General features: G+C 72.3%; 16 protein-coding genes and 1 pseudogene. 7 read left to right on the top strand and 10 right to left on the bottom strand.

The annotated features are described in order from the left end of the window. Positions 1-156: 156 nt before the first annotated feature. The gene (locus tag ACIRQ7_RS11620) at positions 157-1,167 is read left to right on the top strand and encodes a LacI family DNA-binding transcriptional regulator (protein ID WP_404261824.1); all 1,011 of its coding nucleotides are present in this window, start codon (positions 157-159) and stop codon (positions 1,165-1,167) included. Here the strand turns inward: ACIRQ7_RS11620 and ACIRQ7_RS11615 are convergent. From ACIRQ7_RS11615 to ACIRQ7_RS11605, 3 genes are all read right to left on the bottom strand, one after another. Continuing rightward, positions 1,154-2,572 (bottom strand): amino acid permease, encoded by a 1,419-nt coding sequence (locus ACIRQ7_RS11615; protein WP_404261822.1) that lies wholly within the window; start codon positions 2,570-2,572, stop codon positions 1,154-1,156. The genes ACIRQ7_RS11620 and ACIRQ7_RS11615 overlap by 14 nt on opposite strands. A gap of 125 nt (positions 2,573-2,697) precedes the next feature. Further along, positions 2,698-3,918 (bottom strand): lactonase family protein, encoded by a 1,221-nt coding sequence (locus ACIRQ7_RS11610; protein WP_404261820.1) that lies wholly within the window; start codon positions 3,916-3,918, stop codon positions 2,698-2,700. A 195-nt stretch (positions 3,919-4,113) separates the two neighbouring features. After that, positions 4,114-5,037, bottom strand: a complete 924-nt coding sequence (locus tag ACIRQ7_RS11605) for a GntR family transcriptional regulator (RefSeq protein ID WP_404261818.1) — start codon at positions 5,035-5,037, stop codon at positions 4,114-4,116. Positions 5,038-5,492: 455 nt separating this feature from the next. Here ACIRQ7_RS11605 and ACIRQ7_RS11600 point away from each other — a divergent pair. Further along, positions 5,493-6,296: pseudogene (locus ACIRQ7_RS11600) on the top strand (glycoside hydrolase family 16 protein); the annotation flags it as partial. 194 nt (positions 6,297-6,490) lie between these two features. Continuing rightward, positions 6,491-7,579, top strand: coding sequence for a tetratricopeptide repeat protein (locus tag ACIRQ7_RS11595; RefSeq protein ID WP_404261816.1), 1,089 nt, complete (start codon positions 6,491-6,493; stop codon positions 7,577-7,579). Here ACIRQ7_RS11595 and ACIRQ7_RS11590 read toward each other — a convergent pair. Together ACIRQ7_RS11590 and ACIRQ7_RS11585 are read right to left on the bottom strand one after the other, a co-directional pair. Beyond that, on the bottom strand, positions 7,473-8,897 hold the full coding sequence (locus ACIRQ7_RS11590; protein WP_404261814.1) for a lipase maturation factor family protein: 1,425 nt from the start codon (positions 8,895-8,897) through the stop codon (positions 7,473-7,475). The genes ACIRQ7_RS11595 and ACIRQ7_RS11590 overlap by 107 nt on opposite strands. A gap of 82 nt (positions 8,898-8,979) precedes the next feature. Beyond that, positions 8,980-9,852 carry a peptidoglycan recognition protein gene (locus tag ACIRQ7_RS11585; RefSeq protein ID WP_404261812.1) on the bottom strand — a complete coding sequence of 291 codons (873 nt, stop codon included), beginning with the start codon at positions 9,850-9,852 and terminating at the stop codon, positions 8,980-8,982. Positions 9,853-10,445: 593 nt separating this feature from the next. Between ACIRQ7_RS11585 and ACIRQ7_RS11580 the strand changes: the two genes are divergently transcribed. Continuing rightward, positions 10,446-10,613, top strand: coding sequence for a hypothetical protein (locus ACIRQ7_RS11580; RefSeq protein WP_401467685.1), 168 nt, complete (start codon positions 10,446-10,448; stop codon positions 10,611-10,613). A 28-nt stretch (positions 10,614-10,641) separates the two neighbouring features. On the opposite strand, the gene ACIRQ7_RS11575 is transcribed toward ACIRQ7_RS11580, so the two are convergent. Both ACIRQ7_RS11575 and ACIRQ7_RS11570 read right to left on the bottom strand, forming a co-directional pair. Next, complete coding sequence (locus ACIRQ7_RS11575) at positions 10,642-11,217, bottom strand: TIGR03086 family metal-binding protein (RefSeq protein WP_404261810.1); 576 nt, start codon at positions 11,215-11,217, stop codon at positions 10,642-10,644. A gap of 221 nt (positions 11,218-11,438) precedes the next feature. Next, positions 11,439-13,268, bottom strand: a complete 1,830-nt coding sequence (locus ACIRQ7_RS11570; protein WP_404261808.1) for an alpha-L-fucosidase — start codon at positions 13,266-13,268, stop codon at positions 11,439-11,441. A gap of 365 nt (positions 13,269-13,633) precedes the next feature. Here ACIRQ7_RS11570 and ACIRQ7_RS11565 point away from each other — a divergent pair, with 365 nt between their 5' ends. The 3 genes from ACIRQ7_RS11565 to ACIRQ7_RS11555 all read left to right on the top strand — a co-directional run bounded on the left by ACIRQ7_RS11565 (position 13,634) and on the right by ACIRQ7_RS11555 (position 17,980). After that, entirely contained in the window at positions 13,634-15,238 is a 1,605-nt protein-coding gene (locus ACIRQ7_RS11565) for an AMP-binding protein (protein ID WP_404261806.1), read from the top strand. A gap of 147 nt (positions 15,239-15,385) precedes the next feature. Continuing rightward, on the top strand, positions 15,386-16,618 hold the full coding sequence (locus ACIRQ7_RS11560; protein WP_403670032.1) for an ROK family protein: 1,233 nt from the start codon (positions 15,386-15,388) through the stop codon (positions 16,616-16,618). Positions 16,619-16,819: 201 nt separating this feature from the next. Next, complete coding sequence (locus tag ACIRQ7_RS11555) at positions 16,820-17,980, top strand: glycoside hydrolase family 88 protein (protein WP_404261805.1); 1,161 nt, start codon at positions 16,820-16,822, stop codon at positions 17,978-17,980. 172 nt (positions 17,981-18,152) lie between these two features. Here ACIRQ7_RS11555 and ACIRQ7_RS11550 read toward each other — a convergent pair whose 3' ends face one another. From ACIRQ7_RS11550 to ACIRQ7_RS11540, 3 genes are all read right to left on the bottom strand, one after another. After that, complete coding sequence (locus ACIRQ7_RS11550; RefSeq protein ID WP_401466588.1) at positions 18,153-19,154, bottom strand: zinc-dependent alcohol dehydrogenase family protein; 1,002 nt, start codon at positions 19,152-19,154, stop codon at positions 18,153-18,155. Between the two features lie 77 nt (positions 19,155-19,231). Further along, positions 19,232-19,705 carry an RpiB/LacA/LacB family sugar-phosphate isomerase gene (locus ACIRQ7_RS11545; protein WP_404261803.1) on the bottom strand — a complete coding sequence of 158 codons (474 nt, stop codon included), beginning with the start codon at positions 19,703-19,705 and terminating at the stop codon, positions 19,232-19,234. 50 nt (positions 19,706-19,755) lie between these two features. Next, entirely contained in the window at positions 19,756-20,538 is a 783-nt protein-coding gene (locus ACIRQ7_RS11540) for a triose-phosphate isomerase family protein (RefSeq protein ID WP_404261800.1), read from the bottom strand. Positions 20,539-20,560 lie beyond the last annotated feature (22 nt).

The raw sequence follows: 20,560 nt of genomic DNA, 5'->3' as shown, positions 1-20,560 counted from the left end.
CCGGGGTGCCGCCGGGCCACCGCCGCACACCCGGGTGCATACGATGAGCGGCCCGGGGTCTGCCGTGCGGACCGGATCCCGCGGGCCCGGCCCGATCCGGACGACGGGACCGGGGGACGGGTGACGGTGGCCCGGGAGGACGGAGGAGCAGAGCGCATGGTGGGAATCAAGGACGTGGCGCGGCAGGCGGGCGTCTCCGTCGGCACGGTCTCCAACGTCATCAACCGGCCGGAAATGGTCTCGGAGGAGACCCGGCACCGGGTCCGGTCGGTCATCGAACGCCTCGGCTACGTCCGCAGCGAGTCCGCCCGCCAGCTCCGTGCCGGCCGCAGCCGGATCATCGCGCTGCTCGTCCTCGACATGGGCAACCCCTTCTTCGTCGACGTCGCGCGCGGCGCGGAGCGGGCCGCCCGCGCCGCCGGCCTCGGCGTGATGGTCTGCAACAGCGCGCAGAGTTCCGCCGAGGAGGCCGACTACCTCGGGCTCTTCGCCGAACAGCGGGTCCGCGGCGTCCTGCTCAGCCCCACCGACGCCACCGGCCGCAACCTCACCGCCTTCCGCCGCCACCGCATCCCCTTCGTCCTCGTCGACCGGGTCGCCGAGGGCGCCGCCGAATGCTCGGTGTCGGTCAACGACGTACGGGGCGGGGAGCTGGCCGCGGCACATCTGCTCGCCGCCGGCCACCGCTCCCTCGCCTACGTCAGCGGGCCACCGCACCTCCTCCAGGTCCGCGACCGGCGGGCCGGCGCCCTGCGCGCGCTCGCCGCCGCCGGGCTGCCCGCCGACGCACTGCTCGACCTGCCCACCGAACGCCTCGACGTGGCGGCCGGACGGGACGCCGGTGCCCGGCTGCTGGGGCGGGCGGAGCGCCCCACCGCCGTCTTCTGCGCCAACGACCTGCTGGCCCTCGGGGTGCTGCAGGCGGTCTTTGCCGCAGGCCTGAGCATCCCCCGCGACCTGGCCATCATCGGCTACGACGACATCGAGTTCGCGGCCGCCGCGGCCGTGCCGCTCACCTCCGTACGCCAGCCCGCCGTGCGGATGGGCGCGCTGGCCGCCGGGCTGCTGCTGGAGGAGACCGACGGCGAGGCGAGCGGCCACTTCCACCAACGAGTCGTGCTGGAGCCGGAGTTGGTGGTGCGCGACTCCACCCTCATGCCTCGCTGAGCGCACCCCTGCGGCGCCGCACCTCGTAAGCGGCCAGTACCACCGCCAGCGTCAGCAGGCTCAGCCAGAACTGCGAGCGGCTGTCCGGCAGGAACGCCATCGCCCCGATCACCAGCACCATCAGCGCGATGGTGAGCCGGCTGAGCCAGGGGAACCACCACATCTTCAGCGTCAGCCGCTCCGGCTCCTCACGCTCCAGCTTCCGCCGCATCCGCACCTGGGCGACGGCGATCGCCAGATAGACGAACAGGGCGATCGCGCCGTAGGAGTTGATCAGGAAGGCGAAGACCACATCCGGCGAGATCCACGCCGCGATCACCGACACATACCCGACCGACGTCCCGGCCAGCAGCGCCCGGCGTGGCACCCCGCTCGCACTGACCTTGGTGAATCCGCGCGGCGCGTCCCCGTTGCGGGTGAGCGCGAACAGCATCCGCGAGGAGGTGTAGAGCGCGGAGTTCAGGCAGGACAGCACCGCGATCAGCACGATCGCGTTCATCACCGTCCCGGCCGCCGGCACCGAGAGCCGGTCCAGCACCGCGGCGTACGGACTCACCTCGATCGCCTTCGCCGTCCACGGGACCACCGCGACCACCAGGAAGACCGACAGGACGTAGAAGCCCACCACCCGCAGCACGATCGAGCGGATCGCGTCGGCCACCGCGCGCTCCGGCTCGACGGATTCGGCGGCCGCGATGGTCACGATCTCGGCGCCGGTGAAGAAGCCGATGCAGGGCACGACGGCCGCGAGCACGGCGCCGACGCCCTCGGGCGCGAAGCCGCCGTGGGCCGTCAGCTGCCCGAGCCCACCCGGCGCGTCGGGCCACAGGCCCAGCACATAGAGCGCGCCGAGGAAGAGGAAGACGACGATCGCCACGACCTTGATCGACGAGAACCAGTACTCGAACTCGCCGTAGGACCGGGCCGAGACCATGTTCGTCGCGGTGAGCAACGCCATCAGGACCAGGCTGATCGCCCACAACGGCGCGCCCGGCAGCCACAGTTGGATGATCCGGCCGCCCGCCACCGCTTCGACGGCGACCACGATGACGAAGAAGTACCAGTACAGCCAGCCGACCGTGAATCCGGCGCGCAGCCCGAGGGTCTCGCGGACATGGGCGTAGAAGGAGCCCAGCGCCGGCCGGGCGACGGTCATCTCGGCCAGCATCCGCATGATCAGCACCGTGAGGGCGCCGGCCGCCAGGAAGGAGAGCACGGCGGCCGGCCCGGTGGCCCGGATGACCACCCCGCTGCCGACGAACAGCCCGGCCCCGATGACCCCGCCCAGCGCGATCAGCTGCATATGGCGGCGTTTGAGCCCCTGCTGCAGCCCTCCCGGACCTGCCGCCCCGTCCTGTGGTGCCCCGGTGTCCGGAGTGTGCTCCCGCGCTGTACCCGTACTCATGGCAACCGACGCTAACGCGCGAATCGTGCGGCACTGTTGCCGCAGTGTTTCACCTTGCGCCGTGCGTCCACGGGCCGGTGCACCGGGCGTCGTGCCAGGTCACAGCGGCAGAAGCAGGCGCCGGGTCACAGCGGCAGGACACAGACCGGCACCGGCGCCGCGAACGGCTGCCCGGTGCTCTCCAGCGCCCCGGATCCCGCGTCCACCGAGAACACCGTCACCGACCCCGACTTCTGGTTCGCCGCGAACAGCAGCCGCTGGTCCGGCGAGAAGGCGATCTGCCGGGGGAAGTCGCCGCCCACCGGCACGGTGTCCAGCAGGCGCAGCCGCGCCCCGCCCGCCTCCACGGCATAGCGGGTGAGGCTGTTGTGGCCGCGGTTGGCGAGAAAGGCGAAGCCCCCGTCCTCGGTGACGAGCAGGTGCGCCGGGAAGCTGGTGCCCGCGCCCGTCCCGGTGGACTGCGGCTCGCCCGGCGTCAGCTTGCCGGTGGAGGGGTCGTAGCCGCAGACCACCACGGTGTTGTCGACCTCGTTCGCCAGATAGGCGAAGGTGCCCGACGGGTGGAAGGTCAGATGCCGGGGACCGGCACCGGGCCGCAGTGCCGCATACGACACCCGGGTGAGCTTTCCGGCCGATTCGTCCAGCCGGTAGCTGTAGACGGTGTCGGTACCGAGATCGACGGCGAGGACATGCCCGCCGTCCGGCGAGGTGACGATCTGGTGCGCGTGCGGCCCGTCCTGGCCGGGGCCGGGTGGCGGGCTGGAGTGGGTGACCAGGTCCGTCCGCGCGCCCAGGGCTCCGCTGTCCGGGTCGATGGGATGCACGGCCACACTGCCCCCGAGGTAGTTGGCGCTCAGCAGCCAGCGCCCGCCGGGATGCACCGAGAGGTGGCACGGGCCGGCCCCGCCGGTCGGTCTGCTGCCCAGCACCCGCGGCGGACCGTCCGGCGACAGCGCGAGCGCGGTCACCGCGCCCTGCTCCTGCTCGTCCACGGCGTAGAGCGTGCGGCCGTTCGGGGCGAGCGCCAGATACGACGGGTCGGCGACGCCGGTCACCACGCCGGTCGCGGTGATCTGCCCGGACGCGGCGTCGTAGCTGCCCACGCCGACACCGGTGCCGCCGCCTGCGGTGGAGGTGTACGTCCCGAGGTACAGCGGGCGGGGGGCGCGCGGCCTCGGGGCGGGGCGGTGGCGCGCCTGGGCGGGCGCCGCGTCGCCGACCGTCAGCAGGGCGGCACCGGCGGACGCGGCGGCCCCGGCCGCCACCGTCCCGAGGAAGCGCCGGCGGCCGATCCCCGCCGCCCCGGCCGCTGTGCCCGACCCGGTCCCTGTCCGTGCTGCGCTCATGCCCACACCTCGGCGTTCGGTGATCTCGGATGTGGAGCCAGGGTGGCCCGTGCGGACCGTCACGGCAAGAGGTGCAACTCAAATTGCACAGGGCGCAACGTGTGGCCCCGGGGCCCCAACCGCCTTGCGGGCACCGGCTCTTGGGCGCTCCGGCTCCGTCCACCCGCCGGTCCGCGCTCCGCTCCCCGGACCGCCCTATTGCACATCGCCGCTGGTGGAGCCGGTGAGGTGGGCGCCACGCCCGAGGTCGCCCGGAGGGATGCCCGGATGGTGGCCACCGCGGTCGCCGGCGGGCTCCGGCGCGGCGCCGACCGCACCCGGCCCCTCCGGCCGGTCGCCGTCCGACCCGCCGTCCGGCACGCCGTCGCCGAGCGTGAGCCGGGAGACGATGCGGTAGCGGTCGCCGCGGTAGAGCGAGTGCACATATTCGACCGGCCGGCCCCCGGTATCCGTGGTCAGCCGCTCGAAGAGCAGCGCGGGCGAGAGCACCGGGACGCCCAGCAGCCGCGCCTCCGCCTCGTTGACCACCGTCGGCTCGATGGACTGCACCGCCTCATGGACCCGCACGCCGTGCCGCTCCCGCAGATGCGCGTGGAGGTGTCCCTCCGACAGCTCGCGCGCGGTGAGATCCGGCAGCAGCGGCGCCGGCAGGTGCAGATGCTCGATGGCGACCGGGGCGCCGTCGACGAGCCGGAGCCGGGAGGCGGAGTGGATCCGGTCCGCGGGGGAGATCCGCAGCTTGCGGCCGATCCGGGCACCGGCCTGGACGGTGGCGAATGCCAGCAGCCGGCTGGACCAGGTGCCGGGCGCCCGCGGGACGCCGAACGCCCGCTCCCCGGGGGTCAGTTCCTGGGTGATCTTCCCGGGCGCCACGAACACCCCGCGGCCCTGCTCCCGTACGAGCAGACCCATGGCGACGAGGTCGTCCACGGCGGCGCGCAGGGTCGGCCGGGAGACGCCGAACCGGGTGCTCAGGGTGCGCTCGGAGGGGAGGGCGTCGCCGGGCTTCCGTACGTCGATCAGTTCCCGTACGCCGGCCCGCACCCGCTCCCGTTTGAGCATCGCCCCGGGTGCCGCCCCCTGTGTCCCGCCGTCCCCGCCGTGAGCCCCGCCGTCCATGCGCACCGCCGCTCCCCCCGCTCCAACTGGTCTGCTGGTCAAGCGGAGTTTACCGGTCGGCGCGCGGCGGGGGAGGGGTGGCGGCGCCCGGCCCGGTGGCGCTTGCGCTGCCGTCCCACTCGCCCTGGACCGTGAACTCAACGTACTACAGGGTCACTTGACGACATCATTGGTCCATGCCACCTTCAGGCAGCACCTCGGCATGGGACGCCCGGTGAGCCGCTGACTGGTAAACTGGTCAAGCGGGCGGGCCGGTCACGTGGTCGCATGCGGAGCCCCCACGCAAAGGAGACGCCCTCGTGTCCCGAACCCCCCGCACCCCAGGCCGCCGGCTGCGCACCGCCCTCGCCGCCGCCGCGAGCGCCGCACTCACCGTCACCGGACTCGCCGCCACCGCCGACGCCGGGACCCCCGCGGACGGCGCGCCCGCCCCGGCCGGGCAGCACCCGGCCGCCGGTGGAGTGCTCTTCGACGACTTCGACTACACCGGCCACGACGACCCGGCCCTCGGCTCCCACGGCTGGACGGTGCGCTCCGGATCCGGCGGCCCCGGTGTCCCCGGAGCGACCTGGGCACCCGAGAACGTCACCTTCGCCAAGGACGGCGGCAACTCATTCATGACCCTGCGTACCTCCACCGCCGGGACCGCGGCGAGCACCCGGCAGGCCGAAGTCCACACCCGGGACATGAAGTTCGGCTACGGCACCTACGCGGCCCGGGTGAAGTTCCAGGACGCCCCGGCGCCCGGCCCCGACGGCGACCACCTCAACCAGGCGTTCTTCACCATCAACACGCTCAAGGCCCCCATGGACAAGGACTACGCCGAGTACGACTTCGAATACCTGCCCAACGGCGGCTGGGGCGAGAGCGGCAGCATCCTCTACACCACCTCCTGGGACACCTTCAATCCCGCCCCCTGGGAGGTGGTGAACCAGACGACGCAGCGGCGCGGCAGCTTCGCGGGCTGGCACGACCTGGCGGTCACCCTCGACTCCGGTGGCATCATCTACTACGTCGACGGGCAGGAATTCGCCCGGCACGACCCGAAGTACCTCCCCGAGAAGCCGATGTCGATCGACTTCAACCAGTGGCTGATCGACCTCGAAGGACAGACCGGCACCGCGGCCCGCGGCTACGACGAGCAGGTGGACTACGTCCTGCACGTCAAGGACCAGGTCCTGACCCCCGCGCAGATCACCGCGGCCGTCGACGAGCGCCGCGCCGCGGGTACCGCTTTCGAGGACACCGTCCCGGGCTGATACGCAGGAGAGCCCCCGGGCGGTGCCCCCCCCGGGCCACGTAGGGGGGTGCCGTACATCCCGGGGCTGACCGGCACCCTGCCCGTAGCACTCCAGACGTACAGCAGGACCCATACGCGGACTGATTCGCCGGACCCCCCGCGGCTCGTAGTTTCTTGATCAAGGCTCGAAGATGATCGAGAGGCAACGGATATATGTACGGCAAGGCATTCGCCCCGGAATACCAGGGCGAGCTCGGCTCGGCACTGGGCGTCAACTCCTCCTACGAGGACGTACTCTCGGCGGCGCAGCGCGCGCGCTCCGGCGCCGGGACCCCACTGGAGCGGGCGCGCGCCGCGCTCGCGGTCGCCGAGGCCAACCGCCGGCTGGGCAGGGTGGACGACGCGGGCGCCGCCTGGCGGGACAGCTACCGCAGCGCCCGCACCGCGGGTGACCCCGGCGCCATGTCCTGGGCCCTGTGGAGCGGCGGCACCCTCGCCCGGCAGTGCGGGACGCTGCCCCTCGCCCGGCGGCTGCTCACCCACGCCGTCGGCCTCGCCGCGGACAGCGGCGACCGCCTCGCCCACGGCTACTCCCTCGCCGGGCTCGCCGAGACCGGCCGCATCCAGGGCGACTACGCCGCGGTCGCCGAGCTGCACGAGCAGCTCCTGGAACAGGGCCGGGCGCACGGCGAGGCCCGGCACATGGTCTGGGCGATGTCCGGCATCGCCCAGATGCACCGCAACACCGGCGACCACGCCAAGGCGCTGGAGCTGTTCGAGGAGTCCGCCCGGATCGCCACCGAGGCCGATGACGCCCGCGGCCGGGCCTGGTCGCTGCGCGGCATAGCCGACGTCGTCTCGGTGCAGGGGGACCCCGACCGGGCGCTGGCGCTGCTGTCCGAGGCGGAGGTCATCTGCCGTGCCATGGATCTGGCGAGCGCGCTCGCCTACAACCACAAGATGCGCGGCAACGTCCAGTACCGCGCAGGTCGCTACGAGGAGGCCCGCGACACCTACGCCCTCGCGCTGGCGGAGTTCGCCGACATGCACGAGCCGCGCGGCGTCGCGCTCTCCCGGCTGGGCCTGGCCAAGTCCCGCGCCCGCCTCGGCCGGGACCGCAGCCGTACCCTCGCCGAACTCGACATACTGGAGCGGGACTTCGGCCGGATCGGGCTGCGTCACGCCAAGGACATGGTCATCGCGTTCCGGGCGGAGCTGACCGGGCCGTCGGCGCCAGGAACTCCCGCTCCGCACTGCGATGCCACCACGCCCCGGTCTCCCGCAGTTCCCGCCAGGTCGTGAAGCGGTAGCGGTAGACCCGCGCCCGCACCCGCGCCGGCGGCAGATCCGGGAAGGGATTGCCGCGCAGCAGTCGCAGCGTGTCCCGGTCGTTCTCCAGCAGCCGCTCGACGAACGGGACGAACCACGCCCGCGCATAGGCGGGCGAGAGCGCCGCGAACCACATCAGCCAGTCCAGTCGCAGGTGATACGGCGCGAACTGCCGCGGCAGACGCCGCACCGCGCCGGGCTTCCCGTGGAACTCGTAAGCGCGCCAGACCGTGCCGGGACCGGTCACCGCATCCGCCGTGCCTTCCACCACGATCTCCCGGCGCACCTGGGTGATACTGCCGAACGCGCCGTAGGAATTGACCAGATGGAGCGACTCGTACGACGTGTTCATCCGCTGCTGCCGGGTCAGCAGATTGCGCGCCGGACGGTAGCTCAGGCCCAGGACGAGCACGCCGAACGCCAGGACGAGGGCCTCGAACCACACCGGTGACCCGGTGGGCGTGCCGTGCGCAGCGGGCAGCAGTGGCGCGGCGGCGGAGAGGGCCAGCGCGATCGTCACCCAGTTCAGCCAGGCGAAATTGCCGGACAGCACCAGCCACAGCTGGGTCACGGCCATCGCGAGCGCGGCCCAGCCCGCCACCGGCTGCGGGGTGAACAGCAGTACGGGGAAGACGAGTTGGGCCACATGATTGGCGGCCACCTCGACCCGGTGCAGCGGCTTCGGCAGATGGTGGAAGAACCAGCTCAGCGGGCCCGGCATCGGCTGCGTCTCGTGGTGGTAATACAGACAGGTCAGATCGCGCCAGCAGCTGTCGCCGCGCATCTTGATCAGCCCCGCGCCGAACTCCACCCGGAACAGCACCCAGCGCAGCAGCCACATCACCACCACCGGCGGATCGGTGGCGGCGTTGCCGAGGAAGACGGCGAGCGCCCCGGCCTCCAGGAGCAGCGACTCCCAGCCGAAGCCGTACCACGTCTGCCCCACGTTCACGATCGACAGATACAGCACCCACAGGGCCGTCCACATCACCATCGCCGCCCACAGCGGCACCGCATCCGCCGCGCCCGCCGCCACGGCCGCCGCCAGCAGCGCCCCGCACCACGACCAGGCCGCGAAGAAACGGTCGGAGTAGTGGAAGTGGAAGACCGAGGGGGCGGCGCGGAACGGCACCCGCGCCACGAACGCCGGGACCGGCAGCATGCCGCGGGTGCCCATCAGCGCCCGGAACTGCCGGGCGGCGGCGACGAACGCGATCAGATAGAGGACGGCCAGCATCCGCTGGAAGACGAGCCGGCCGAGCCAGTAGTGGGTATCCGAGAACCAGTCCACCCGCCATGGGTAGCACTGCGGACGGGTGACCGGCGCCGCCGACATGCCGCGCCCGAAGCGGCCGGGCGCACGCGCCGCGGGGTCAGCGCGGGCCCGGGGAGCCGCCGCCCCACACGGCGCTCCAGTCCTGCCAGGAGGTCAGCGGCTTTCCGCCGGGGCTGTCGGCCCGCGGCACGTTGCGCCGCTGGAGGCGCGCGGCGCGGTCCCTGATCCGCCCGAGCTCACCGTAGAGCGACGCCCCGGGGCACGTCGTCAGGAAGCCGTCACGGTGCCCGGAGATCGCATGGAACACACAGCGGCTGCCCTCCGGGAACCGGCTGCCGTCGTTGGAGGAGAACAGCACCGCGTTGCCGCGCGCGTCGACCCCGTAGAGGCCGAGCTTCCACGCGGCGAGCCGCGCTATCGCGTTCAGCATGGCCGCCGGCACCGCCGTTTCGCCGCTGAAGTTGCCTATCGCCGCTATGCCGACGGTGCCGATGTTGAAGCCCTCGGTGTGCGCCCCGACGACCGGGCCGTCGATGCTGCCGGCCCGCCCCTCGTAGATCGCGCCGGTGCGGTCGACGAGGAAGTTGTAGCCGATGTCGTCCCAGTGCCGGCTGGCGATGTGGTCGTCCTGCACGGTCCGGATGAGGTCGGGGACCTCGGCCGGGGTGTAGTCGTTCTCGCTGTTCGTGTGGTGGACGAACACGGCCTTCACGGTGTTGGCGGTCGGCGCGTCCGGATCACGCGGGGGCGTCGGCCCGGCCTGCCAGGCGGTGCGGGAGGCGATGGCCGGCCGTGCCGCGGCGAACCGGGGCGGGGTGTCCGCGGATTTCGGCCGCGCACGGGAGGGCCGCGCGGTGCGGGCGGCGCCCGACGGCCCGGCCGATTCACCGGCGGCCAGTGCGACGCCCACCGCGCCCGCCGCGGTCGCCTTGCCCGCTCCGCGGAGCAGCCTGCGCCGGTCGATCGCCATACCCGCGAGCGTAAGACGGCCGCCGCCGGCGCGCATCCGCAGGTCACGGCCGTGCGGGCGGGCACGGGCCGGGCGGGCGGGACGGCCGGGGCGGTCGGGGAAGGGTTCGGGCCCGGGGTGGCCGAGCGGCCGGGGCGCCCGGTGCGGGACATGGCAAAGGGGCCGGTGCGGACACCGGCCCCTCGGTCAGGTACGTGAGCGGGTCACTCTGCTTTGAGCTACAGCCCCGCGAGGTGGAGCTGGGAGGACTTGAACACTCCATCTACCCGCTCACCCTCAAGCGTACTTAACGGGGCGAAACGGGCAAGTGGAGGGGTGTGGGCGCGGACGATGTCCGGCATTGGTCGCGACCGCCACTCCAGTCACGCAAAGAGGGGTGGTATTTCCGCCTTCCGATGACTTGTGCCGATAGCCGGGAAAAGTCGAGCGCACCGCGGGTGACGTCGTTACTCTTGGGGGCGACGGACGACCTTTCTGGGAGACGCCAACACCATTGGCCCCGTCGCGGGAACGCCACAAACCCTGGCTGACCTCCCGGTTTGTGAAAGAGGCGCCACCGCGTCGGAACCAATACCTCAATGAAGGAGTGCGTGGTGGCAATGCACAAGGCGCAGTACAAACAGCCCCGTCAAAAGCAGGGCGACCGTCCCGGTCGCCTCAAGGAAGTCCGCAATCTGGAGGTCTGGGACCGGGCCCCGGTCCGCCTCGCAGGCTGCGATGACGATCCCACCGAGCCGCACATCTTCCGCGGCATCGACTGATCGTGCGGCGCCGCTCCCGACCGACCGGTCAGGGGCGGCGCCCCAACAGGCACAGCAGTTTCGTCCGGTCGTCCGCGTCCGCGGGAGCCTCCACCGGGTCGGCGAACAGTCCCGATGCGCCGAGCCCCGGGGCATACGGCTCGACCTCGCGCAGCGCCGCGGTCGCCAGCTCGCCGGGCAGCCCCTCATCGGCGCCGATCGCACGGGCCAGATCCCATGAGTGCACCACCGCATCGGCCATCATCTGGCGGCAATAGGCGGGGGCCGGGCTCGTGCCGTACGACAGCTGCACGGTGCGGTCCAGCGCCCCGGGTCCCGAGAACGCCGCCACCGCGGCCACCGCGGCCCGCTCCCAGACGCCGACCGGATCGTCCCCGAGCCGGTCACCGTCGAATTCCGTGCCGACCTCGGCAATGCCTGCGCCGTCCCGCACCAGGCGCGGCACCCACAGCTGCTCGACGGTCAGGTGGTTCACCAGATCGCGCACCGACCACTGCGTACACGGCGTCGGGGCGTCCCACTGATCGTCCCGGACAGCGCGCACCCGGCTGCCGAAGAGGGCGATCGCCTCGCCGTGGATCCGCAGGAGCTCCTCTGTGTCCATGCCTCCCGAGGATAGGAGGGGGCGCCGACAATGCCCTCCCGACGCACCCCGGCCGGGCGTACCGCGCCCGGCCCCACCACCTCCCCGCCCACCCGAACGGCGGAACGCCGGCGGGTGATTTCCACGCCGGAGGCGGGAGCTGAAGGGGCGTGGACAGGGGCAGGGGAAGCGGTGCCGGCCGGGGTGGGGCGGGCCGGCCGGCACCGTACGGCCGGCAGCGGTCAGCGGGCGTACAGCTGACGCTGCGGCACGATCTGCTGGCTCTGGCTCGGGCTGGACCACAGGAGTTTCATATGGGCCTCGCCGGTGCCTTCCGTGTAGTCGACCCGGAGGGAATGCCGGTGCCCGGCCTTGAGGGTGACCGTTCCCTTGTCGACCTTCGGCCCGTGCGGGGTGCTGCTGTCGATCACCGGCTTCCCGTCGATCCACACCCGGACGGTGTCGTCGGAGACGGTACTGAGGGTGTACGTCTCGTCGAAACGCGGCTCGATGCTGCCGGTCCAGCGGGTGCTGAAATGATCGGCGGGGATCTTCGGGTCGGGTGACCCGTCGAAACGGTAGGACTTGTTGACCGTGGCGTCGACGCCGGTCACCGCGGGCGGGCCGGTGAAGGAATCGTTCGCCCAGCTCTGCGCGGTCAGCCCCTTACCGGTCCCGGCGGGCGCCGCCGCCGGAGGCCGGATGGCGAGCCGGATGACGCTCGCGAGGGGACCGGTCGCCGCGCCGGACGGGGTGAGGTCGAAGCCGTCGCCCGCCGGGGTGACCCGCACCTTCTGCGAGCTGCCCGCCACCTGTGCCGAGGTGATCGTGAACGGGGACTTGGCCGTGAGGTGCAACGGACGGCCGGCCTCGGGCCAGGAGGTGACCGACGCGTAGAGATCGTCGCCGCGCCGGGAGACCGCACCCCACGCCGGGTCCGCGACGAGCCCGGTGTGCCCGGCGCCGTGCACCGCGTCGCCCTGCCCGTGCGAGCCGAGCCAACGGCCGGTCTCGCGCAGCCGGTCCACGGACGGCTGCGGGATGCGCCCGCGCTTGTCCGGGCCGACGTTCAGCAGGTAGTTGCCGCCGCGGCTCACGACGTCGAGGAGGTTGCGGACGACGGTGGCCGGCGACTTCCAGTTGGTGTCGTATTTCGCGAAGCCCCAGTGGTCGTTGAGCGTCATGCAGCTCTCCCAGAGCTGCCCGTCGACCGGCTCGGTGGGGATCTCCTGCTCCGGCGTGCCGAAGTCACCGTCGGCCACCTCGCGTTTGCCGACGCGGTTGTTGACGATCAGATCGGGATTCAGGTCGTGCAGATACGCCTGCAGATCGGCGCCGTCCCGGCGGGACCAGGCGTTGGTGGGGTTGTCGGCGTCCCATTCGCCGTCGAACCACAGCAGCGCCGGATCGTAGTTCTGCACCAGCTCCTTGAGCTGGCCGTACATCCGCTTCTTGTAGCGCGGGAAGGTCGCCGGATCGGCGAAGTCGGGGTCGTGCCAGTCCCAGATCGAGTAGTAGAAGCCGAGCTTGATCCCGGCGGCGTCGGACGCCTTCTTCAGCTCGGCGAGGATGTCGCGGTGCGGGTCGAAGGAGGAATGGTCGCGCAGATTCCAGGAGTTCTGCTTCGTCGGCCACATCGCGTAGCCGTCATGGTGCTTGGAGGTGATGACGATGTAGCGCTGGCCCGCGTCCTTGGCGGCCTTGACGATCGCCTCGGCGTCGAAGTCCGCGGGGTTGAAGGCGGCGGCCTGCTTCTCGTACGCATCGTCGGGAATCTTGCACTCGCGCTTGATCCACTCAGCGTTGCGGCAGACCGTCCCGTCGGGCCGGGTGTATTCGCCCTCCAGGTTCGAGTACGCGCCGAAGTGGATGAACATGCCGAAGCGGTCCTGCCGCCACCAGGAGGTGCGGTCCGAGGTGAACGGATCGTCGGTGGCGTGATTGGTGCCGGGCCCGGCGACCGGCCCCGGCGGGGCCTTTGCGGCAGCCGGGGGAGTGCCGGCGGCCAGTAGCAGGGCGCCCAGCAACAGCAGGGTTCCGAGCAGCCCGGCCGGTCTTGTGCGGCTGTGCATCGCTTGCTCCTTCGGTCAGTTGGTCACGTCCGTGCCTCCTGTGCCACCCCGCATGGTGCAGTCACCGGCACCCCGACCGGAAGACCTCCGACACGACAAACATCGGAGCATCTGATGCAAGGCAGGTCAGAGGAAGGGGAGTTGAGGGGGAGTTACCGCCCTTGGCGTGTACGCAGAGGGTGCAGACCTCGGATCTAAGTGGTGATGGGAGGTGAGCGGCGGGCGTCGTGGCGAACGAGCCCCGGGCGATGGCCGGTTCCGTTCCCTGCGCGGCGCCCGCCGGGTAGCGCCCTGTGGTCAGTGCTCTGGAAAACAAGCGGAGGTGCCTGTTCAATTGGGCGCGGCCGCACCTCATTGGAGGCACCATGGACGCCGTCGCCCCATCCGCCGCCGACGCCGCCACCACCGGAGGCCCCGGTGACCGGCCATCCGTCGCCCCGCCCGCGATCCGCTCGGCCGGACACGAGCGCGGCTACCCGGAATTCCTCGACCGCGCCGCCCGCATCGCCACCGGCCTGCGCGCCCTCGGGGTGGCCCCCGGCGACCGCATCGCCCTCGTCATGCGCAACGAGCCCGCCTACCTGGAGATCACCGCGGCCGCCGCCTGGGTCGGCGCCTCGGCGGTACCCGTCAACTGGCACTTCAAGCACGACGATCTACGGCATGTGCTCACCGACAGCGGCAGCCGGGCCGTGTTCGTCCACACCGACCTGTTGGACGCGGTGATGGCGGTGCTGCCCGACGGCGTGCCGGTCATCGAGGCCGCCGTGCCCGCCGGTGTCGCCGCCGCCTGCGGGCTCGCGGCCGCGCCCGCCACCGGCGAGCACCCCCTGCTCGACCGCTGGCTGGCCGGCCACGAACCGCTCGCGGAGCCGGCCGCGCAGCGCCCGCCCACCGTCATCTACAGCTCCGGAACCACCGGGCGCCCCAAGGGAGTTCTGCGGGAGCCGGTCGCGCAGGAGCGGCTGGCCGAGGCGGTGCAGGCGTTCCTGGAGTACTTCGCCGTCGCTCCCGGGGGCCGCACCCTGATCCCCGCTCCGCTCTACCACGCCTCGCCCAGCCAGCATGCGGTGCTCGCGCTGGCCGCCGGCCTGGATGTCACGCTGATGCCGCGCTTCGACGCCGAGGAATTCCTGCGGCTGATCGAGGCGCACCGCATCGAGCAGGTGCAGGTGGTGCCCACCATGTTCGTCCGCCTGCTCCGGCTGCCCAAGGAGGTGCGCGAGCGCTACGACCTGTCGTCGCTCACCTCCGTGGTGCACGCCGCGGCGCCCTGCCCGCCGCATGTCAAACACGCCATGATCGACTGGCTGGGGCCGGTGCTGCGGGAGTACTACGGCGGTAGCGAGACCGGCGCGGTCACGTGGTGCGACAGCGCGGAATGGCTCGCCCACCCCGGCACCGTGGGGCGGGCCGAGGGCACCGCCGGCGTCGCGGTCGTCGGCCCCGACGGACAGGTGCTGCCCGCCGGTGCCACCGGCGAGATCTACCTCAAACCCTCGGACAACTGGCCGGAGTTCACCTACCTCGGCGACCCGGACAAGCGCGCCGCGATGGAGGCGCCGGGCCTGCCCGGATACGTCACCATCGGCGATATCGGCCACCTCGACGCGGACGGATATCTCTATCTCAGCGATCGCCGCAACGACATGGTCATCTCCGGCGGCGTGAACATCTACCCGGCGGAGATCGAGGGCGCGCTGCTCTCCCTCGAAGGGGTGCGGGACGCGGCGGTGTTCGGCATCCCCGACGAGGAGTTCGGGGAGGTGCTCGCCGCGCATCTGCAGACCGAGCCGGGAGTGGTGCTCGGCGCGGAGGCGGTACGCGCCCATGTCGCGGAGCGGCTCGCGGGCTACAAGGTGCCCAAGGCCGTGGTCTTCGAGGAGCTGTTGCCGCGCGACGAGTCGGGGAAGCTGTTCAAACGGCAGCTGCGGGACCCGTACTGGGCGGGCCGGGACAGCGCGATCTGAGGCGGAGCGGAGCGGGGCGGGCCCGCCTCCGGGCCCGCCGGTCCCCACCAGCCGCCTCCCGGGATCCGTTGCGCCGACTACTTGACATGCTTATAACAAGTCTCGAATTATGTGGCGCCGGGGGGACCGAGGGGACAGGAGATGCCCATGGCTGCCCAACGGCGCGCCACGACCCGGGACCTGCGGCGGGGGAACCGCTCCGTACTGCTGTGGTCCCTCTACTTCGACGGGCCGCTGAGCCGGCAGGATCTCAGCGCCCGCACGGGGCTGAGCGTGACCACCGTCTCCACCGTGGTCGGTGAACTCCTCGGCGAGGGCGTCGTGGTGGAGGCCGGGGCCGTCGACTCCGACGGTGGCCGGCCGCGCATCCTGCTGCGGGTCGACCCCGACCGGCGTTACGTCATCGGGGTCGATGTCGGGGAGACCCGGGTCCGCGTGGAGCTGTACGACCTGGCGATGAACGAGCGGGCCAAGGCCGACCACCCCCTGGAGAGCGGTCGGCACGACGTCGGTCCGGTGGTCGAGCGGATCCTCGCGGGGCTGGACGAGGTGATCGTGGCGGCGGCCGTCGACCCGGCCGACATTCTCGGCGTCGGGGTGGCCGTCTCCGGCGTCGTCGAGCGGGTCGGCGCGAGCGGGGGCGGCGCCCTGGTGCACGGCCAGACCTTCGACTGGGATGCCGTCCCGCTCGGCCGGCTGCTGCGGACCGGCACGGGTGCCCACCCGGGCACCGCCCTCCCGCTGCACATCGAGAACGGCGCCACGACCCTCGGCCAGGCCGAGATGTGGTTCGGCGCCGGGCGGGGCGCCGACCATGCCGTGATCGCGCTGATCGGGTCCGGCGTCGGCGCCGCCGTCGTCGCCAACGGCAGCTTCTACCGCGGCGCCACCAGCAGCGCGGGGGAGTGGGGGCACACCGTCGTCCAGGTCGGCGGCCGCCGCTGCCGGTGCGGAGCGCGCGGCTGTCTGGAGGCGTACGTGGGCGCCGAGGGGATCCTGGACCGCTACCACCAGGCCCGCCGCGGGCGGCCCGCGCCCGGCGCCGACGAGGAGTCCGCGCTGGCCGGTCTCCTCGCCGGCGCCGACAGCTCGCCCGCCGCACGCCGGGTCCTGGACGAGACCACCGTCTACCTCGGTGCCGGCATCGCCAACCTGGTCAATCTCTTCAACCCGCGGCGGATCATCCTCGGCGGCTGGGCCGGACTGCTGCTCGGCGGGCGGCTGTTGCCGCAGATCCGCGAGGCGGTGGCCGGTCAGGCGCTGCGGCACCCGTACGAGCGCACCACCGTCGAACTGTGCAGGCTGGGTCCGGATGCGGTGGCGCTGGGCGCGGCGACGCTGCCGGTCGAACGCTTCCTGGCGGCCGGGGGGACGTCCTGAAGGGCGTGCCGCCCGGCTGGCTGCTCCCGTAACGCCCCTTCCGCGAGGCGGAGTTGACTGGCACTATGCCCATGCCCGTGCGCATCACATAACCGAACTCTGTTCATGTATATGAGCCCTGGCGCCCATGGCGCGCAGTCGCCTTGCCCCCGCTTTGGCTTCCGCCTGTGGCTCCTATGGATGACTCCCGGAGGCGTGATCATGGAACGTCGGCAATTCCTCGCCACCGGCGCCGCGTTGACGGCCGGCGCCGCACTCCCCGCTCTCACCGGCCGGTCGGCCGGGGCGGCCGACCGCGGCGCCCGTACCGCGGCCGGCCGGCTGCCGGCCCGCGCGGAGATCGTCGCCGTCCTGCGCCGGGTCGCCGACCACTGGATCGGCGCGCACGCCGACCCCGGCGACAACCAATGGGCGCGCGCCACCTTCTTCAGCGGGCTGATGGCGCTGCACCGCCTCACCCGCGAACCCCGCTATCTCGCCTACGCCACCGGCTGGGCCGAGAAGCACTCCTACGGGCTGCACAACGGCGTCACCACCCGGCACGCCGACGACCACTGCGCAGGACAGGCCTACCTCGACCTGTACGCGCTGGACGCCTCGCCCGATCCCGCCAAGATCGCCGCCATCGAGGACTCGCTGGCGCGGATGGTCCACAACTCCGACCAGAAGCACGACGACTGGTGGTGGGACGACGCGCTGCACATGGCGATGCCGCCGTTCGCCCGGCTCGGCGCGCTGCGCGACGACCCCGCCTACTGGGACGCGATGCACGCGCTCTACACGCACACCAAGAGCGCCGAGGGCGGGCCCGGGCTGCTCGATCCCGGCACCGGCCTCTGGTATCGCGACAAGCGGTTCCTGCCGGGCGGCATCGCCTCCCCGAGCGGGAAGCCCGTCCTGTGGTCGCGCGGCAACGGCTGGGTCGCCGGCGCCCACGCCAAGGTCCTCACCGTCCTCCCGGACAGCTACCCCCATGTCCCCGCCTACCGGGCCGCGCTCGCCGCCGAACTCACCGCGCTGCGCGGCATCCAGCGGCCGGACGGGTTCTGGAATGTGAACCTGGCCGACCCCGCGCACCTCCCGGGCCCGGAGACCAGCGGCACCGCGTTCTTCACCTACGGGACGGCGTATGCGGTGCGTACCGGGCTTGTCCCCCGGGACGCCTTCCGGACGGTCGCCGCCCGCGCCTGGAACGGCATGGTGGACACCGCCCTGCACCCCGACGGCTTCCTCGGTTACGTCCAGAACGTCGGTGACCGGCCGGAATCCAGCCAGCCGGTCACCTACGACTCCACCGCCGACTTCGGCGTCGGCGGCTTCCTGCTGGCGGGTACGGAGCTGGTGGCGCTGGGCGGCGGCTGAGGCCGGCCACCGTGCCCGGCCGCGGAGGCGGCGGCCGGGCACGGCGCGGCCGGGCACGGCGCGGCCGGGCAACGCCGGTGCAGGGCCACCGAATTGACCGAGACCGTGTCCGGTGGCCCGCATGGTGGCGGGGGCCTGGCCGGGTCCGCCACCGCGGCCGTCATGTCTCCGGTCAGCTCGGGACGATCTGCAGCTTGCGGCCGGTGCCCTGCTGGAAGGTGTCCAGCGCCTTGGCGTACTCGTCCAGGCCGAAACGGTGCGTGATCATGGTCTCGGAGTCGATGACGCCCTTGCCCAGCAACTCCACCGCACGGCCGTAACTGTGCAGGATCGCCATGCTGCCGACGATCCGGATCTCGTCGTTGTAGATGCGGAACGGCGAGAAACGCGCCATTTCCTGGTCGGGCGCGCAGCCGAACTGCTGGAAGGTGCCGCCCCGCACGGGCCGGGTCAGACCGTCCTCGATGGCCCGGATGTTGCCGGTGCAGTCGGTGACCACCTCCCAGCCGCGCGGGTGGTCGGCGGCCAGCGCGTCCGCGCCGGTGGCGACGGCGTCGGCGCCGAGCTTGCGGGCGACCGCGAGACGGTCCTCGTTGATGTCGACGACCGAGACCGAGGCGGCGCCGGCGCGCTGGGCGACCTGGAGGTAGAGCAGGCCCATGGTGCCCGCGCCGTAGATGAGGAAGTGATCGCCGAGCTTGGGTGCGACGAGGTCGAAGCCGCGCACGATGGTCGACAGCGGCTCGATGAGCGGGGCGTGCGTGAGCGGCACGGTTTCCGGCAGCCGGTAGCAGTTGCGGACCGGCACCTTGACGTACTCGGCGCAGGCACCGTCGACCGTGATGCCGATGGTGCCCCAGTGTTCGCAGAGGTTGCCGCGGCCGATGGAACAGAAGTGACAGGAGCCGCAGTAGATCGCGGGGTCGGCGGCGATCGCGTCGCCCTCGGCGAATTCCGTGACGCCCGCACCCAGGGCGACGATCTCACCGGAGAACTCGTGCCCGGGGATCACCGGATAGCGGGTCGGCCCGAACTCGCCCGCCAGCATGTGCACATCGGTGCCGCACAGACCGGCAGCGGTGACCTTGACGACGACCTCGCCGGGGCCGGGCGTCGGGTCGGCGACGGTGGTGACCGACAGCTGGTTCGGTTCCTCGAGGACAACAGCACGCATGGTGGTCACAGCCTTTCGGAGGAGGAAGCGGGGAGCGGGGGCGGGAGGGGTATGGGGATGGGCGTACGGGTGCGGGCTCAGCCGACGGATTCGGCGGCGCGCAGATTGCGCGACTCGACCTGCTTGATCTTCTCGACCTTGGGCGCCGAGCCGCCACCCGCGAAGTCGGACACCAGCCAGTGCTGGAGGCACACCAGCGCCGCCTCGATGCCCATCGTCCGGGCGCCGAAGCAGGCGATCTGCGCGTCGTTGGACTTGCGGGCGCGCTCGGCGCTGTAGCTGTCGGGGATCTGCGCGGCGCGGATGCCGGGGACCTTGTTGGCGGCGATGGCCATGCCGATGCCGGTGCCGCAGATGAGGACGGCGCGCTCGTGCTCGCCGCGGGCCACGCTCTGCGCGACGCGCTCGGCGACGTCCGGGTAGTCCTCCGCCGCGGTGGCGCTCAGGTCGGTGACCGGGTGGCCCTGGCCGGTGAGGTAGGCGGTCATCGTGTCCTTCATGACGGTCCCGGCGTCGTCGGCGCCGATCGCGATGCGGTACGGGTGCTGCACGGTGGTCTCCCTCGGGGCTGGGCTGGGGCGGGTCTCGTACGGGCGGCGGGTCAGCCGCCGGAGATCTCTTCGAGGACCTTGCGCAGGCCCTCGGTGTCATGGGCGAGGCGGCCGAGGAACAGCCCGTCGACGGCGCCGGCCAGTTCGCCGTAGGTACCGGGCCCGGCGGTGCCGCCGTAGATCAGCCGGCCGCGCACATCGTGATCGCGCAGCGCGCCGCGGACGGCCTCGGCGACGATCCGGACGTGCCGCGCGGGTGCCGGTTCGTGGGCGCCGATCGCCCAGACCGGCTCGTAGGCGATGACCACCTCGCTGCCCGGCGCGGCACCGGCCAGCGCGGCCCGTACCTGGGCCAGCGTCTCCTCGACGGCCGCGCCGGTGTCCGCGCCGCGTCGTTCGCCGGCGCAGATGACGGGGACCAGGCCGGCGTGGGTGGCCGCGCGGGTCTTGGCCGCGACCGTCTCGTCCGTCTCGCCGAAGTGCCGGCGGCGCTCGGCGTGCCCGACCTCGACGTAGCGGGCGCCCGCCTCGGCGAGCATCCCGGCGGAGACCTCCCCGGTCCAGGCACCGCTGTCGGCCCAGTGCACATCCTGCGCGCCGAAGGCGATACCGGTGCCGGACAGCAGCTCGCGGGCGTCCGCCAGCGCCGGGAAGGACGGCAGGACGAAGAGATCGACGGGGCGGGGGAGCGCGGCCAGCGCGTTGTCGAGCGCCGCCACGTCCGCGAGCCACGTCCGGGTCTGCGCCAGGCCGAAGTAGAGCTTCAGCGAGACACCGATCACCGGGCGGTGGTCCGCGGGGGACGTCGAGTTCTCAGGGATCACGTCGTTCATGGTGCATCGAACATAATCACAT

The organism is Streptomyces sp. NPDC101393, from assembly GCF_044767385.1.
Taxonomy (GTDB): domain Bacteria; phylum Actinomycetota; class Actinomycetes; order Streptomycetales; family Streptomycetaceae; genus Streptomyces.
Note: the sequence above shows the minus strand (reverse complement) of the source record. Positions and strands in the feature narration are given on the sequence as shown.